Here is a 17,308-nt window from a genome sequence, read left to right as displayed (position 1 = left end):
AATGAAACGATTTACTGCTCCTGAGCAATGGTCAACGCAATACCTTACAACGGGTGCTTTTAGTGACCTAGCAACACTATTTAAGATCGATAAACTGTCAGATTGGCCATCTTGCCAATGGTTTAGTCAATACCTCAATGCCGAAACGTCACAAGGCACTGCGATTAGTTTTGTTGAAGATGAAAAGTTTGCAGATGAAACCCGTTATTATGAGCAAATCATATTTGAGACAGGGCAAGTACCAACAAGACAACAAAATTGGCATGACCTTTTTGGTGGCTTTATTTGGTGTTTATTCCCAAAAACCAAAGCCTTGATCAATCATCAGCATATTGAAGAAATTAAACTGCATGGTCTAAAAGAGCGTAGTAAACACCGCAATGCGCTTACTTTATTTGATGAATGCGGCGTGGTTCTCGCGATTACTGAGCAAAGCTGGCAGCAACAATTACGCGACCACCAATGGCAGCAGGCCTTTGTAGAACAACGTGAACAATGGGGTAAAAGTATTAGGCCATTTATGTTTGGTCATGCTAATTACGAAATGCTTACTCAGCCGTATATTGGTTTAACGGGTAAAGCATTATTTGTAATTGTACCTAATGACATACTTTGTAAAGATTTAAGCGAGCAATATGCGTATCTAGATCAACGGCTTTATGAGATGATAAAAGTCGATGATTGTTTACGTGATAATAAAAACTTATCACCTTTACCCTTGTTAGGCGTACCAGGATGGTGGACTGACAATGAAAATCCAGAATTTTACAGTAACACTGATTACTTTAGACCGAAACGAAGGAAACGCACATGATTGAAGTGGCAGGGCTTAAAAAGAAGTTTAAGCTAACAAAAGATCATAAAAAAAATAAAACGGACAACATAGACCCCCGTGAAGATAAAGAGTTTTTTCATTCTGTAAGAGACGTCAGCTTTCAATGTAACAAAGGTGAAGTACTCGGTTTACTCGGCCCAAATGGTGCTGGTAAAACAACCACCCTTAGAATGATTTCAACAGCCTTAAAACCCGATGAAGGCAGCATCACCATTTCTGGTCACGATATTGTTAAAAAACCTTTAGTTGGCCGCAAATCAATTGGATTTCTATCTGGTAGTACAGGCTTATACGGTCGTTTAACGGTAAAAGAAAACGTTGAGTATTTTGCCCGCTTACATGGCATGAGTAAAAAAGCAGTAGCAGCACGTTGTGACGAGTTATTCACCTTGCTTGATATGCACAATTTTATTGATAAACGCGCCGAAAACCTCTCAACGGGTATGAAGCAAAAAGCCAATATTGCTCGTGCAGTCGTTCATCACCCTGACGTGGTTATACTCGATGAGCCAACGACTGGTTTAGACATTATGACTACACAAACCGTAATTAACTTTATTCGCGGCCTTAAAGAGCAGGGCACACCGGTTATTTTCTCAACGCACCATTTAGATGAAGTTGCCTTACTGTGTGACCGTGTTGCGGTGATAAACCAAGGTATCAGTTGCTTTGATGGCACTTTAGATGAGTTTAAACAAACGGGTCAAAGCGAAGAGCTAAACCAAGCGTTTATGAATATTTTGACGGAGAGTCGTAATGTTTGAAGTATTTAAAAAGGAATTAAGAGAGCTGTTACGTGACCGTAAAACATTGATTTTCGTGGTCGCATTACCAGTTGCTGTTTTCCCATTATTATTTGCAATTATGGCCTTTATCAGTTCACAAGCGGCGTTAGAGGCAGAACAAGAGGTCCACACTTACGCCATTATTAATGGTAACTATGCACAAGAGTTTACAGATAAGGTGTTTTACCATAAAAGCTTTGCTTTATATAAAGGCGACGAAACCTTTAATACGGTAGAAGAGCTCACCAAAGCGGTTAAAGCAGGCACCATCGACATGGGGATCTATTTACCGTCAGACGCAAAGCAAACACTAGATGATGCCAAGCAAAGCGAATGGCAAGTTGTATATAACGACGCTAAGGCAATTAACTTTTTGTTTGACCGTGTAAAAGAGCTTGCAAAAGAGTATGGCGATAAACTGCGCACGACAAAGCTGTTAAGTTTTGGTGTATCAGAGCAGCAGCAAGCCGCCATTATTGAGCCTATTAAAGTGGTGAAGGTCGACACTGCTGATAAACGTGAAAATCTCGGTGAAAAAATAGGCGGATTTATTCCTTACCTACTCATTCCTCTCGTATTAATGGGCGCAACATATCCGGCGATTGATCTCGGTGCTGGTGAAAAAGAGCGTGGTACACTCGAAACCCTTCTACTTACACCAATCACCCGTACACAGCTGGTGTTAGGTAAGTTTGTAACCTTACTTGCTTCTTCAATTGCAACAACCACCATTACCGTACTCAGTATGGGGGTGTGGATATCAGTGGCCATTGCATTTGTAGATTTAGCTGTTGTTAAAAACGCATTTAGCTCTTTAACGGTATTAGATTTAGGGCTGATTTTTGTGTTGTTATTGCCTATAGCTGCAATCTTCTCATCATTAGCGCTGGCTATTTCTATTTATGCGCGAACCTTTAAAGAAGCACAAAACTACATGGCACCACTAAGCATGGGTGTCATTTTTCCAATTATGGTTGCTTTAATGCCGAATGTTGAACTGACGAGCAAAACCGCTTTTATTCCTGTGACAAACGTTGCGTTGGCAATAAAAGAAATCATTAAAGGCACCGTCGATTACACACTTGTGGGTTTAATTTTCCTAGCGACAGTGATTGTCGCAGGTGCATTACTCGCATTTTGTGTTAAATGGTTTAATAAAGAAGATGTCTTGTTTAGATAAGCGATTTATTGATTTTACCTAATGATAAAGCACCATTTTGGTGCTTTATTTGTTTATGAGCTTATCTAAGTGCTTGCTAGTCCTTATTAATTAATATTTTTTCTGTATACTCCTCCTTTGCTATCAATCTCTCCTATACTCTAATGCAGAGTAGAAAAGAAGGCTTTCGATTCAATGGATTCTGGACATTCAGCGCATTTCTATCAACGTCATAAATTACCAATACTGGCATTATGTATTCTTTTAGTATTGGGCATTTTTGTTACTGTAAAATATGAATATGATCTACGAGAAGATGTGTTCACTCGCACCTTTGAACAGATGCAGCGAGAGCTCGACACTAAAGAAAGTGTATTAAAAACAAGTTTAAGAGAGAATATTTCAGCACTTAACTTTTTAGATTCAACGCCGCCAGTGCTTGCAATCATGCGTGCTACAAATGATCAAAATATCGATCCCGTTTTAGGCACGCCTATCTCAGCATGGAAAGACCGCCTAGCAAAAATCTTTACTGGTTTTATGTCAACAGATAAAGACCTCGCACAAGCTCGGTACATTTATATTGCTGATAATGGCAAAGAAGTTGTGCGGGTTGATAGTTTAAATGGTCAGGCTTATAGAGTGGCTGATGACAAGTTACAACACAAAGGCCAACGTGATTACATGCAAATTACGGCAAAGCTTGAAAATGGCCAAATTTACATTTCACCCATTAACTACAATCGTGAAAATGGCCGTTTACAACAGCCTTATATCAGCACATATCGAATAGCCAAATTAGTAAAAGATAATGAAGGTAAGGCGTTTGCAGTGTTGATCCTCAACTATTATGCAGCCGATTTGCTTAATAAGCTTACCAGTAACACCGCTGATAATCTGTCAGTGTATTTATTAAATGCGCAGCAACAATTTATCTATCATCCAAAGGAATCATATCGTTTTAGTTTTGAGCTGGATGATGCTCATTATTGGTCTGAAGAATTTAGCACTGAACAACAAATGGCAGGCGTTGATTTTTTTGATGTAGTTAACTTGCCCGAAAAATTATATGTTCAGAAAATTATTGAGTTTAACAATGGCGTTCAAATGCAGCCACTGACACTGGCTATCTCAATAAATACAGATACATTACTCAATGAAATACATCAAAAGCGATTAAGGTTTATTGGCATATTATGCTTAATTATTTTTGCAGTCATGATGTTATTTATAGTGTATCAACGTGACATCAACAGAAAAATTGAGCTCAGTTTTTTAAAAGAAAAAAACAGCAAAATAATTGAAAGCTCAACAGATGCCATCATTATGGTTCAGCCAAATGGCGTTATTTGTAATGCCAATGAAACAGCAAAAACATTTTTTGGTATCAAAGAACAAACGACCCATTTTGATACTTTATTTAATTATAATGATGAAGATTTTCAAGGGATTGGACAAGCCATAAAAGAGGGACAGCGATGCTCGTTTGAAGCGGTCCACATTAGCGAAGATAACACACACTACTTTTCTATCACTATGGCACCAGTCTTTGATGCTGCAAAACAGCAGTACCAAATAGCTGCCATACTGCGCAATATCGATTCACTAAAATGTGCTCAACATCAACTTGAAAAGCTTAATGTAACTTTAGAAGAAAAAGTAAAAAGTCGCACAGCAGAACTTGAAAAGGCGACCGAAGAAGCATTAGCGGCCAGTAAAGCGAAAAGTGAATTTGTCGCTAATATTTCCCATGAAATCCGCACTCCGATGAACGGTGTTCTCGGTATGCTGGAAATGCTTGAAGAAGAGCCATTATCTACTCAGCAAATGCAATACTTACACTACGCGAATACCAGTGCAAACTCATTGATGACATTGATCAATGACATCCTCGATTTTTCAAAAATTGAAGCTGGTAAACTTGATTTAGATAGTCACGCGTTTGATGTTGTTTCAGTGTGCAGTGATTTAATAACGTCGATGGCTGTACAAGGACAGAAAAAAGGCCTTGAAATACTGTTTGATTCGCATGCTATTACTCAGCGAACCGTGATGGGTGATAGCCACCGCTTAAAACAAATTCTCAATAATTTATTGAGTAATGCATTTAAATTTACCCACAAGGGTCATGTTAGCTTAACGGTAAAAGAGCAGCTGCATTCAGATAATACGCTTTGCCTAAGCTTTGTTGTTGAAGATACAGGTATTGGTATTTCAAAAGAAAACCAAAGTAAATTGTTCGAAGTGTTTACACAAGAAGACTCAAGTACAACGCGCCATTATGGCGGTAGTGGCTTAGGACTTTCAATCAGTCGAAAACTCGCTCAGTTAATGGGGGGCGATATTATCGTAGAGAGTGAAAAAGGTCAGGGCAGCCGATTTTGGGCAAGTATTTGTGTATCAATAAGTGAATCGCCAAAAGGCCAACATCAGATCAATCTACTTAATGATAAACAAGTAGGCTGTGCGCTTCACTATGATTTACTAGCTAGCAATGTTGAGCTGCAACTAGAAACACTATGCCAGCATCAACGACCTACAATAACACGTTTATCCGATGTATCTGAAAACGCCTTTAAACAATTAGACTTACTGATTATCGATCACAAACACCCTGATTTTAATACTGTTTTAGGTTTAGCATCACACTATCCAGATAAACATGTATTAATTTTAGGTGTAATGGCATCGCTTAAGCAAAAGCAAACATTACCAGGTAACTGTACGGTTATAGCAAAACCAGTGACCCCGGATGAATTGGCTTATAAACTGGCTGTGTTGTTCAATGATAAAGACGCTGTAATTGAGCGTAAATCCCTTGATGACAAGGAACGTATTGAGCTTGATTTAACAGCTCGTTCAGTGCTTATTGTCGACGATAACATGATCAATATTGAAGTGAGCAAAGCGATTTTAAGAGATAGCCATGTGCATATTGAGTCTGCCAGTGATGGTCTAGAAGCAATTGAGGTGTTAAACAACAGTGATACTCAGTTTGATCTGATTTTAATGGATTGCCAAATGCCAAACTTAAACGGTTATGACTGTACTAAAGCAATCCGACAAGGTAAAACAGGCCCAAGGTATCAAGATGTGGTGATCATTGCGATGACCGCAAGCGCCATGGCTGGCGATAGAGAAAAATGCTTAAGTGTTGGCATGAATGACTATATTACCAAGCCCATTAAACAAGCCACATTGCGCAAAAAGCTCTCAATGTGGCTGAAAGCCTAAGCGGCATCTTGGTTTTTATTAAATGCAGGTTTAGGTGTCAGTGTACTAATGTCTGCAGAGTGAATCACTTTTTGTGTTTCACTCCAATGTAGTAGCTCAATACGGCCAGCACTGTTTTCAACTAACGCAGTACAGTTTTCAATCCAGTCACCATCATTGCAATATAAAATGCCATCAACCACTTTAACGGTTGGGTGATGAATATGCCCACAAATGATGCCATCGACGGCTTGTTTTTTTGCTTCGTGAATGGCCGCTTTTTCAAATGCATCAATCGCTTCGCGCGCTTTATGCACTCGCGCTTTGATCCAAGAGGCCAATGACCAATAATTACCACCAAATAAACGGCGAATGCGATTAGTCCAGCGATTTAAAAATAGTAAAAAGTCGTATCCTGCATCGCCTGCAATACTGATTAATTTGTTGTAACGCGTTGCTGAGTCAAAATCGTCGCCATGTAGAAGTAAAAACCGTTTATTGGCTTTTGTGGTATGGATATATTGCTTATGTACTTCGATACCGAATAATGAATCATTAGCATAATGGCGAAAGGTTTCGTCATGGTTTCCCGGTATATAAATGACGCGCGTGCCATCTTTCGCTTTTTGTTGAATAAGCGCCAGCACATCGTAATGGCTTGGGTGCCAGAAAAATTGCCGTTTCATTGACCATAAATCAACAATATCACCGACCAAATACAGTACATCGCATTCAATAGCATTTAAAAAGTCTAGTAAGTACTGAGCTTGGCAGTCTTTGTAGCCTAAGTGAACGTCGGAAATCCAAACGGCAGGATAGTGGGTTTTACTACTGCAAGTGGTGTTATTCATGGCATTTACTCATGGTGTAATAAAGTAAATGCTAGGCAGGAACGATGACAGTTAAAAGACGCTTTAACGAAACATCTATGACAATTAATAAAACAAAAAAACCGCCGAAGCGGTTTTTTATATTTTGTAGAGCTGACTAAATTAGCCTTTAGTCAATGCTGCGATCTCTGCCACTGCAGTGTCTAAATCAAGCATTAACTTTTCACCAGTACGACGGTTTTTAAGTTCAACCTTGTTTTCGTCTAGGTTACGCTCACCAATAACGAGTGTGAAAGGTACACCTAGCAGTTCCATATCGTTAAACATTACACCAGGGCGCTCTTTACGGTCATCAAACAACACGTCTAAACCGGCTTCTTTCAAGCCTTTGTATAGGTTTTCAGCGATATCAGGAATACGATGAGACTTATGCATGTTCATTGGTACAATTGCTAAGTCAAATGGTGCGATTGGTTGTGGCCATTTAATACCGTATTGGTCGTTGTTTTGCTCAATTGCCGCCGCGACGATACGTGAAACACCAATACCATAACAACCCATTGTCATTATTTGGTTTTTACCAGACTCACTCAGTACGCCAGCTTTCATTGCTTCTGAGTATTTAGTGCCTAGTTGGAAAATATGACCCACTTCAATACCACGTTTGATTTGCAGTGTACCTTGACCACAAGGGCTTGGGTCACCTTCAACGATGTTACGAATATCGGCTACTTCGTAGTTTTCTACATCGCGATCCCAGTTGATACCACTGAAGTGTTCGCCATCTTTGTTTGCACCCGCAACAAAGTCAGCTAAAACATTAGCAGAGCGGTCAACAATGATTGGCATTGTAAGACCTACTGGACCTAATGAACCTGGTTTTGCACCAATAGCAGCAACGATATCTTCTTCTTTCGCCATTTCAAGCGGTGAGTCTATTAGTGGGTGTTTTTCAGCTTTTAGCTCGTTTAACTCATGGTCGCCACGTAATACAAGGGCAACTAAACCACGTTGTTCGTTTTCATCTGGCGCACCATACACGATTAATGTCTTAACACCGCGATGAGGTTTAACACCATAATGTTCTTTCAGCTCAGCTATGGTTTTTGCATCAGGCGTTGGGAACGATTTTAGCTCTTTGCTTGCTGCTGGGCGTTCTTCAGCCGGTGCTAATGCTTCTGCTTTTTCGATGTTTGCAGCGTATTCACTTGCATCACTAAATGCGATTGCATCTTCACCTGACTCTGCAAGTACATGGAACTCATGTGAAACGCTACCACCGATAGAGCCGGTATCCGCGATAACAGGGCGGTAATCAAGACCAAGACGCTCGAAGATATTACAGTAAGCTTTGTGCATTACTTGGTAAGTTTTCTCTAAACACTCATCACTTAAGTGGAATGAGTAAGCATCTTTCATGGTGAATTCACGGGCACGCATTACACCAAAGCGAGGGCGAACTTCGTCACGTACTTTTGTTTGTACTTGATATAAAGTAAGTGGTAATTGCTTATAAGAGCTCACTTCTTTACGCACAAAATCAGTGATCACTTCTTCGTGAGTTGGACCAAGGGCAAATGGGCGGTTGTGACGGTCATTGATACGCAGTAATTCAGGACCGAATTGCTCCCAACGACCTGACTCTTCCCACAGATCAGCTGGTTGGATAATTGGCATTAACATTTCGATAGCGCCTGCTTTATCCATCTCTTCACGTACAATGTTTTCTACTTTTTTAAGTACGCGTAAACCAGAGGGCAACCATGTATACAAACCCGACGCAACGCGGCGGATCATGCCTGCTCGTAGCATTAATTGATGAGAAACAATTTCTGCATCAGACGGAGTTTCTTTAAGTGTTGCGAGTATATATTGACTGGTACGCATCTCTATTCCAAGTAGTGTTAAAATTATTATCGTTTACTCAAGACGTTTGAGTAGTAACAAGGCGCTAAGTTTACCAGTGGACGCACTGACACTAAAGCGCTATGTGTTAAAAAAAGTGCAAAAAAGCTAGCATTTTTCAATGCTGGTCACTGTATTATGATTATCTTGAACATGCCACCTAATATTAAAATCATATAGGGTCATGCCATAGCTTTGATCAGACTCGCGTTGTTTTTTATAAGCTGGGCGAGGATCTTGCTTTAATACATTGGTGATAAACGCTTTTAATTCAGGTTGTTCGGTCTGTTTTTCGATAAACGCAAGGGCTTCATCGCTAAACTCGACACTCATATCGGTTTCTGGTCGGGTATCGGCAAAACCAGCACTGGCATCCGTCATGGCATCTGAATAGGGTAAGTAAGGCTTAATATCTAAAATTGGTGTGCCATCAAGTAAATCGATACCGGATAACAACAAGCTTAACTGACCATTTTTATATTCGATGCCCTCTAATTTTACGGCACTCATGCCAATTGCATTGGGGCGAAAGGTGGCACGTGTCGCAAATACACCTTTACGTTCATTACCGCCTAGGCGAGGGGGTCTCACCATCGCTGAATACCCCTTATCAGCGGTTTCATGAAATCTGAATAGTAGCCAAATATGGCTAATTCATCGAGGCCGCGTACAAACTCTTCACGATTAAAATCGCTACTAAATACCAGCTTTGCTTTCGCTTCAGGAACCAAACGAGGTTGGCGAGGTATGGCAAACTTTTGTTTGTAAGGAGATTGAATGTGGCCGACGGCAGTTAATTGGTATTCGCTCATTGTGCATTGTCGTTAAGAAAATCTGCCGACATTTTACATGCATTACATGTAAGCGCAAAAAAAGGCAGTCGAGACTGCCTTTTAAATATTTAGACTGTGTAGTCTAAATTAAAACATGTATTGGAATGATACAGACGCTACATCCATATCTGGGTCAATGTCATCTTCTAGTTCATAGCGTTCATACTCTAAACGAACTTGCATGTTTGTTGTGAAAGCATATTCAATACCTGCACCATAAAACACATCACCACCGTCTGAGTCAGCACTAATGCTACCAAGCTCACCTAAATCTTGCTCGATTTCAGCATCCCATTCTAGCCAGCCACCTTTGGCATATACAGAAAAGCTATCTGTAATTGGTGCTGCCAAACGTGCTGCAAGTGAAACACCGTCAATTTCAGCTTTTGAATCGATATCACTTACTTCATCAAAATTTTGATAGGCAAGTTCCAGGCTTAAGTACTTGTTAAACTGAGTACCGATATAGCCTTTAAGCATTTGTGAATCATCATCGAAGTCAGTGTCATTTTCGCTGTCTTCAAATTGGAAAGAATATTGGCCGTAGCCGATACCGGTATAAATACGCGGAGAATCCATTTCGGTAATATCTGCATGTGCAGCATTGTTAAAACCTAGCAGTGCTAAAGAAAGTGCAGAAAGTGAAATTGCTTTAATCATTTAATAGCTCCTTTATAAAATAAATAAACGAATGTTTCGCGTCATTCACAAGGAGTATTGCAATGGCAATGCCAATACAAAATTAAAGCCTAAAGTATTGTTTTTAGGCTTTAATCAGCGGATTTTGCGCAGTTTGTTGAAACTGTAATCAGCCATTCAGTTTGGCAGTCGTAACAATTTCAGGGTGCTCTGTAGAAGTTACTAGGTACAGTTTATAATTTTTTGTTGCTTTAAGTTTTTAGGCTTTTTGTAAAAGGGTTTCTGTTTCTATCGCGATCTCTTTCATTTTTATCGCATAGTTTTCAATTTTCTTTTCTTCGTCTGTCACGGCAGTATATGAAGGTACTTCGATTGGGTAACCTGCTTCATCCATTGCTATAAAACTAATAACACAATGATTGGTTTCAACCAGATTTTGCGTTTTTGGGTCTCCGCAGCGTACTTGAATAAAGATTTGCATGCTGGTTTTACCCGTGTGGGCGATACTGGCTTTCACTTCGACTATTTGGCCAACCAGAATAGGGCGCTGAAACTTTACACCCGCAACAGACACAGTAACGCAGTAATGACCGCTCCAACCTGCAGCACAGGCGTAACCAGCTTGGTCAATCCACTTCATTACTACACCACCATGAACCTTACCGCCAAAATTGACATCGGTAGGTTCAGCTAAAAAACGAAAGGTTACACTTGAAGACGGCATACTTTACTCACTTATTAATTCACGACAGTTTCAGCATAGCCTAAAAAAGGGGCCGAAGCCCCTGCAATTTAGGATAAATTTTAATTAAATGAGTAACGTGCGTTACATATTAGGGTAGTTTGGCCCGCCAGCGCCTTCAGGTGTTACCCAAGTAATGTTTTGACTTGGGTCTTTTATGTCACAGGTTTTACAATGCACACAGTTTTGCGAATTAATCACAAACTGTTTTTCACCTTCGACTTCTTGTATTTCGTATACACCAGCAGGGCAGTAGCGTTGCGCTGGTTCATCAAATTGCACCAAATTCACTGTAATTGGAATCGAGTTATCTTTTAGCTTTAAATGGCATGGTTGCGATTCTTCATGATTGGTATTTGATAAAAACACCGATGAAAGTTTATCGAAGCTTAGTTTGCCATCTGCTTTTGGGTAGTCGATTTTTTCGGCCTGATCAGCAGAAACTAAGGTGGCATGATCTGGCATGTTATCTTCAAAGTTAAACGGTAAGCTGCCACCAAATAGGTTTTGGTCTAGTGTGTTATAAGCACCACCTAAGAACTTACCCAATTTGTGCATAACAGGTCCAAAATTACGCGATTGATAGAGCTCTTTATACGCCCAGCTTTGTTCAAAGGCCGTTTTATATTCTGCTAAATCGGTATTTTCTTTTCCGTCGCTAAGGGCTGCTACAATCACATCAGCAGCGACCATGCCTGATTTCATTGCGGTATGGTTACCTTTGATCTTGGCAAAGTTTAATGTGCCGGCATCACAACCAACAAGTAAACCACCCGGGAAGTGCATTTTTGGTAATGAGCGCAGGCCACCTTTGGCGATTGCTCTTGCACCATAGGCTATACGCTCACCGCCTTCTAAAACATCTTTAAAAACAGGGTGATGTTTCATGCGCTGGAATTCATCAAACGGGCTTAAATGGGGGTTTGAATAGTTAAGATCGACAATTAAGCCAACCACAACTTGATTATTATCGCTGTGATACATAAATGCACCACCACTGGTATCACCAGTTAAAGGCCAGCCTGTACCATGTACTACAGTGCCTTCTTTGTGTTTACTCGGGTCGATTTGCCAAATTTCTTTGAACCCTAAACCGTAATGCTGTGGTGACGCATCTTTATCAAGGGCAAAGTGTTTGATTAGCTCTTTACCTAAATGACCGCGGCAGCCTTCAGCAAATACCGTATATTTTGCTCTAAGCTCCATACCCGGCATGTACCCATCTTTTTCGTTGCCGTCTTTATCAAGACCCATATCGCCAGTGATAATGCCTTTCACTGTTTCGTCTTCAATAATCAAAGAGTGAGCACTAAAACCAGGGAATATTTCTACCCCTAAGTTTTCCGCTTGCTCTGCTAAAAAGCGACATACATTACCCATAGAGACAATATAATTGCCCTCGTTATGGAATGTTTTAGGGCTAGCAAAGTGGGGGATGGTAGTGGCTTTTTCACTGTTATTGAACCAGTAAATATCATCTTGCGTTACTTTAGTGGTAACTGGAGCGCCTAATGATTGCCAATCGGGTAATAACTCATCCAGTGCTTTGGTTTCAAAAACCGCGCCCGATAAAATGTGTGCGCCCACCTCCGAGCCTTTTTCTACCACACAGATCATTAATTCTTGTTGTTTTTCTTGTGCTTGTTGAGCCAATCTAATCGCAGTTGATAAACCTGCTGGGCCTGCGCCTACGATGACTACATCAAATTCCATGGTTTCGCGTTCGACCATATAAACCTCTTCTCGGTGACGGACCTGCTATAAAGAACCTTATTTCATACTTGCAAATGAAACGTTACAGGCTGTGAATACTTTAAGGTTATTTTAGGTTGACGTTTACGTCAACAGGAAGTAGTCTGAATTCATAAAATAAATAAGTTGACGTTTAGGTCAACTTTGAGAACACACAATTGATGGAGTCACGATGAAAGTCCTCGTTCCAATTAAAAGAGTAATTGACTACAACGTCAAAGCACGCGTTAAAGCCGATAAAACGGATGTTGATCTAGCTAATGTAAAAATGGCGATGAACCCGTTTTGTGAAATTGCAATTGAAGAAGCTATTCGTTTAAAAGAAGCAGGGACGGCCACTGAGGTTGTTGCTGTAACTATTGGTAATAAATCATCTCAAGAGCAATTACGCACGGCTTTAGCACTCGGTGCTGATAAAGCCATTCATATTGAAACAGAAGAAAAGCTTGAATCTTTACATGTTGCTAAATTACTTAGCAAGATTGTAGAGCAAGAATCACCTGAGCTGGTTATTTTAGGTAAGCAATCGATTGACTCTGACAACAATCAAACTGGTCAAATGCTTGCTGCTTTAACGGGTCGTGGCCAAGGTACCTTTGCATCTAAAGTCGATGTTCAAGCAGGTACCGTTAATGTAACGCGTGAAGTAGACGGTGGCTTACAAACAGTTGCTCTTAAACTACCTGCTATCGTAACCACAGACTTACGTTTAAATGAACCACGCTATGCTTCATTACCAAACATTATGAAGGCAAAGCGTAAACCTCTTGATGTAATTGCTGCTGATAGCCTAGGTGTAGATCTTGCGCCTCGCGTACAGCTGGTAGAAGTAAACGAGCCAGAAAAACGCAGTGGCGGCATCATCGTAGAAGATGTAGCAACATTGGTAGAAAAGTTAAAAACAGAAGCGAAGGTGATCTAAATGAAAACATTAGTGATAGCCGAACACGATAAAGGTGTTCTAAAGCCTGAAACCAATAAAACGATTACAGCTGCTGTTAAACTAGGCTTTGATGTAGATTTACTACTTGCAGGCGAAAACTTATCAGCAATGAGCGAGCAAGCAGCGTCAATTGCAGGTGTTAGTAACGTACTTATTGCTGATGATGCAGCTTATGCAAATCAACTTGCAGAAAACCTAGCTGATTTGGTTTTATCTTTAGCTGATAACTATTCACACATTGTCGCAAGTGCAACAACAACGGGTAAAAACTTTATGCCACGTGTTGCAGCACTTTTAGATGTAGCGCAAATCTCTGAAATCATCGACGTTATTGATGCAGATACCTTTAAGCGTCCTATTTATGCAGGTAATGCAATTGCGACAGTTAAATCATTGGATAGCAAAAAGGTTATTACTGTTCGTGCAAGTAGCTTTGATGTTGCACAAGAGCAAGCGCCAGTAGCTGTAACAAGTGTTGCTGGTAAAGGTTCTGTTGGTCTGAGTGAGTTTGTATCAGAAGAACAAACTGAATCTGAGCGTCCAGAGCTTACTGCTGCACCTGTGGTTATTTCAGGTGGTCGTGGTATGCAAAATGGTGAAAACTTTGCGTTATTAAATGGGATTGCCGACAAACTAGGCGCAGCCATTGGTGCTTCACGTGCTGCTGTTGATGCTGGCTTTGTACCAAACGATATGCAAGTGGGTCAAACCGGTAAAATTGTTGCGCCAGATTTATATATTGCTGTAGGTATCAGTGGTGCAATTCAACACTTAGCGGGTATGAAAGACTCTAAAGTGATTGTTGCCATCAATAAAGACCCTGATGCGCCAATTTTCCAAGTCGCAGACTATGGTTTAGTTGCTGATTTATTTGATGTATTACCAGAGCTAGAAACCGCTCTGTAATTCATAACGATTCTGGTTGTTAAAAGCTGTTCACCTTTTAGGTGCGCAGCTTTTTTTCGTTTATAGCTAGAGATTACTGTTTTACAGGAAGGTAACCAAACTCAAGCATTTTTTGTTGTAATTTAGTTGATTTGATGAACACGGCTAGCTTGTCGCCAATCTTTTTAGAGCGGGGGGATTGAGTATTTACGATAAGTACCAGCGGCCTTACAAAGGCATAGTCACCATTTTGAATTGATTCAACTGAAGGGCTTACACCATCAATCTCAAGTAATGTCACTTTATTAATTCGTCTGTCATTTTCTAATTTACTAATAGCGCCATATGAATCGTAGGCAATGGCATTTGGAATACGCTGCACTATACCCAGCGCTTGATTGAACTGATCGTAAAGTTCCACTTTTTGTTCTGAAAATAAGCCTCTGTTACCTGCCATTTTTAGGCGTATGTAATTACTGCCTGGCTCTTGAATATAATCTAAGTTTAAATATTCCAAAAATACATCAAAACTACCATGACTAGTGCCTTTACTAAATAGCAGGATCTCATCATTTTTTGTACTGAGCTCGGGAGTATAAGGCGACACCGCCGACCATTTGTTTAGTTTACCTTGGTAAATCTCGCTTAGCATTTTAGTCGTTAGCTCAGTGATGTTTAAGTTTTTATTTACAAAAAATGCAATTGCGTCTTGGGCTATGATTATTTGCCGTAAAAAGGGCCAACGTTGCTGCTCTTCTTTTGTTAAGTAACGAGAGCTGGTACCAATATCAATTACATTATCAGCAATGGCTTTAATCCCTTTGTCACTGCCCATTGGTCTAATTTGTATGCTATTGCCAAACTCTTGGCTTAAGTCGTCTTTTATATCGACTAATAATTCTGTCACTGTGGTTGAGCCTGCAATAAATATTGGCTTCGAATTAATATTTTCTTCTATTGCATACGCACTATGTGCAGAGATAAGGGTTGTAGATAGCAAAAGGGCTTTCATAGAGCGAAATAGCATAGTAGACACAAACTCCTTAATAGTTAGCTACCTATCAATATAGGCAATATGTCTGGCTTTGCTAATGAAAATTTATAAAATATTGAATGATTTAGACACAAAAAAGCCGCTCGTGAGCGGCTTTTAGATTATGTGACGTTACTTATTAGTACGTCGCGCTGCCTTTTGTACGTGGGAAGGCGATTACGTCACGTACGTTGCCCATACCTGTTACATAAGCAACTAAACGCTCAAAACCTAGACCAAAACCAGAATGTGGAACCGTACCGTATTTACGTAGGTCACGGTACCAGCTGTAATCTTCTTTGTTTAAGCCCATTTCTTCTAGACGTTTATCTAATACATCTAGACGTTCTTCACGTTGAGAGCCACCGATGATTTCACCAATACCTGGTGCAACTACGTCCATCGCTGCCACTGTTTTGCCGTCTTCGTTTTGACGCATGTAGAAGGCTTTAATATCACGCGGGTAGTTTTTGATTACAACTGGTGCGTTAAAGTGTACTTCAGCAAGGTAACGTTCGTGCTCAGATTGTAAATCCACACCCCATTCAACAGGGAATTCGAACTTCTTGCCACATGCTTTTAAGATTTCGATAGCATCGGTGTAATCAACTTGTGCGAAATCTTTAGTTACGAACTCTTCTAAGCGAGAAATAGCTGTTTTCTCAACACGTTGTGCAAAGAATTCCATATCATCGCGACGCTCAGTTAATACTGCATTGAAAACATATTTCAGCATGTTTTCAGCAAGTTTTGCGATATCTTCTAAATCTGCGAATGCAACTTCAGGTTCAACCATCCAAAACTCAGCTAAGTGACGAGATGTATTTGAGTTCTCAGCACGGAACGTCGGGCCAAAGGTATAGATTTTTGACATTGCAGATGCGTATGTCTCACCGTTTAACTGACCAGATACTGTTAAGAATGCTTCTTTACCGAAGAAATCTTCACTGTAATCGATGTCGCCTTTATCTGTGCGTGGTAAGTTTTCCATATCTAATGTAGATACACGGAACATTTCACCAGCGCCTTCACAGTCACTTGCTGTGATGATAGGTGTGCTGATCCAATAGAAACCTTGCTCGTGGTAAAAACGGTGAATAGCTTGTGCTAAACAGTTACGTACACGTGTTACTGCGCCCATGATGTTAGTACGAGGACGAAGGTGAGCGTGTTCGCGTAAATATTCAATGCTGTGACGCTTCGCAGCCATAGGGTAAGTATCTGGATTCTCAACCCAACCTAACACTTCAACAGAGTTAGCTTGAATTTCGAAAGATTGACCTTGACCCGCAGAAGGCACAAGAACACCCGTTACAGATACAGAACAACCTGCTGTTAAACGTGTTACTTCATCATAATTATTGAGTGAATTAGGTACTACCGCTTGAATAGGATCAAAACACGAACCGTCATGAACGGCTAAAAATGAAATTCCTGCTTTTGAATCGCGGCGTGTACGGATCCAGCCTTTTACTGTTACTTGGCTGTCTACCGCAACCTTGCCTTCTAATAGCTCTGAAATCGCTAAATGGCTCATCTTCACTCCAATGATATAAGTTGCCTAATATAATAATGCTGTGCATTGCACTTGAATCGACTATCTTACCCTCGTAAATCAAATAAAAAAACTATTCAGGCATACTCTTTAGTAGTTTTTCTTCAATTGAGTAAAATAGCAGCAATATTTTGCGTAAAATTTGCGTTTATTTAAATTCTCGCTGCGCTAATCGGTTATTTTGTGGCATTATTAACAA

The 17,308-nt window shown here is 40.2% G+C and carries 13 protein-coding genes and 1 pseudogene; 6 read left to right on the top strand and 8 right to left on the bottom strand.

What is annotated here, in order from left to right:
* Window position 1 precedes the first annotated feature (1 nt).
* The 4 genes from C2M33_RS07690 (at window position 2) to C2M33_RS07675 (ending at window position 6,013) form a co-directional block, all read left to right on the top strand.
* Complete coding sequence (locus C2M33_RS07690) at window positions 2-814, top strand: DUF3025 domain-containing protein (protein ID WP_105174166.1); 813 nt, start codon at window positions 2-4, stop codon at window positions 812-814.
* A complete protein-coding gene (locus C2M33_RS07685) occupies window positions 811-1,599 on the top strand; it encodes an ABC transporter ATP-binding protein (protein ID WP_063705083.1) in 789 nt (262 codons plus the stop codon). The genes C2M33_RS07690 and C2M33_RS07685 overlap by 4 nt, the downstream gene beginning before the upstream one ends.
* Window positions 1,592-2,800 (top strand): ABC transporter permease, encoded by a 1,209-nt coding sequence (locus tag C2M33_RS07680; RefSeq protein WP_063705085.1) that lies wholly within the window; start codon window positions 1,592-1,594, stop codon window positions 2,798-2,800. The genes C2M33_RS07685 and C2M33_RS07680 overlap by 8 nt, the downstream gene beginning before the upstream one ends.
* Window positions 2,801-2,974: 174 nt before the next feature.
* On the top strand, window positions 2,975-6,013 hold the full coding sequence (locus C2M33_RS07675; RefSeq protein WP_105174165.1) for an ATP-binding protein: 3,039 nt from the start codon (window positions 2,975-2,977) through the stop codon (window positions 6,011-6,013).
* Here the strand turns inward: C2M33_RS07675 and C2M33_RS07670 are convergent.
* The 6 genes and pseudogenes from C2M33_RS07670 to C2M33_RS07645 all read right to left on the bottom strand — a co-directional run bounded on the left by C2M33_RS07670 (window position 6,010) and on the right by C2M33_RS07645 (window position 12,672).
* Window positions 6,010-6,843 carry a UDP-2,3-diacylglucosamine diphosphatase gene (locus C2M33_RS07670; RefSeq protein WP_105174164.1) on the bottom strand — a complete coding sequence of 278 codons (834 nt, stop codon included), beginning with the start codon at window positions 6,841-6,843 and terminating at the stop codon, window positions 6,010-6,012. The genes C2M33_RS07675 and C2M33_RS07670 overlap by 4 nt on opposite strands.
* Before the next feature lie 141 nt (window positions 6,844-6,984).
* A complete protein-coding gene (locus C2M33_RS07665) occupies window positions 6,985-8,709 on the bottom strand; it encodes a proline--tRNA ligase (RefSeq protein ID WP_105174163.1) in 1,725 nt (574 codons plus the stop codon).
* Between the two features lie 126 nt (window positions 8,710-8,835).
* Window positions 8,836-9,539: pseudogene (gene tsaA / locus C2M33_RS07660) on the bottom strand (tRNA (N6-threonylcarbamoyladenosine(37)-N6)-methyltransferase TrmO).
* A gap of 108 nt (window positions 9,540-9,647) precedes the next feature.
* The gene (locus C2M33_RS07655; RefSeq protein ID WP_105174162.1) at window positions 9,648-10,220 is read right to left on the bottom strand and encodes an outer membrane beta-barrel protein; all 573 of its coding nucleotides are present in this window, start codon (window positions 10,218-10,220) and stop codon (window positions 9,648-9,650) included.
* A 238-nt stretch (window positions 10,221-10,458) separates the two neighbouring features.
* Window positions 10,459-10,923, bottom strand: coding sequence for an acyl-CoA thioesterase (locus tag C2M33_RS07650; RefSeq protein WP_054561436.1), 465 nt, complete (start codon window positions 10,921-10,923; stop codon window positions 10,459-10,461).
* Between the two features lie 102 nt (window positions 10,924-11,025).
* The gene (locus C2M33_RS07645; protein WP_105174161.1) at window positions 11,026-12,672 is read right to left on the bottom strand and encodes an electron transfer flavoprotein-ubiquinone oxidoreductase; all 1,647 of its coding nucleotides are present in this window, start codon (window positions 12,670-12,672) and stop codon (window positions 11,026-11,028) included.
* A 193-nt stretch (window positions 12,673-12,865) separates the two neighbouring features.
* Between C2M33_RS07645 and C2M33_RS07640 the strand changes: the two genes are divergently transcribed.
* Window positions 12,866-13,615, top strand: a complete 750-nt coding sequence (locus tag C2M33_RS07640) for an electron transfer flavoprotein subunit beta/FixA family protein (protein ID WP_063705098.1) — start codon at window positions 12,866-12,868, stop codon at window positions 13,613-13,615.
* Window positions 13,616-14,542: an electron transfer flavoprotein subunit alpha/FixB family protein gene (locus C2M33_RS07635; protein ID WP_105174160.1), complete on the top strand. Its 927-nt coding sequence runs from the start codon at window positions 13,616-13,618 to the stop codon at window positions 14,540-14,542.
* A gap of 73 nt (window positions 14,543-14,615) precedes the next feature.
* Here the strand turns inward: C2M33_RS07635 and C2M33_RS07630 are convergent, their stop codons facing one another.
* Together C2M33_RS07630 and asnS are read right to left on the bottom strand one after the other, a co-directional pair.
* Window positions 14,616-15,548, bottom strand: a complete 933-nt coding sequence (locus tag C2M33_RS07630; protein WP_105174159.1) for a PstS family phosphate ABC transporter substrate-binding protein — start codon at window positions 15,546-15,548, stop codon at window positions 14,616-14,618.
* A 145-nt stretch (window positions 15,549-15,693) separates the two neighbouring features.
* Window positions 15,694-17,091, bottom strand: a complete 1,398-nt coding sequence (gene asnS, locus C2M33_RS07625) for an asparagine--tRNA ligase (RefSeq protein WP_105174158.1) — start codon at window positions 17,089-17,091, stop codon at window positions 15,694-15,696.
* Between the last annotated feature and the right edge of the window lie 217 nt (window positions 17,092-17,308).

Source organism: Pseudoalteromonas sp. T1lg122 (genome assembly GCF_002964825.1).
Classification (GTDB): Bacteria; Pseudomonadota; Gammaproteobacteria; order Enterobacterales; family Alteromonadaceae; genus Pseudoalteromonas; species Pseudoalteromonas gelatinilytica.
This window is presented reverse-complemented; position numbering and strand designations above follow the sequence as displayed.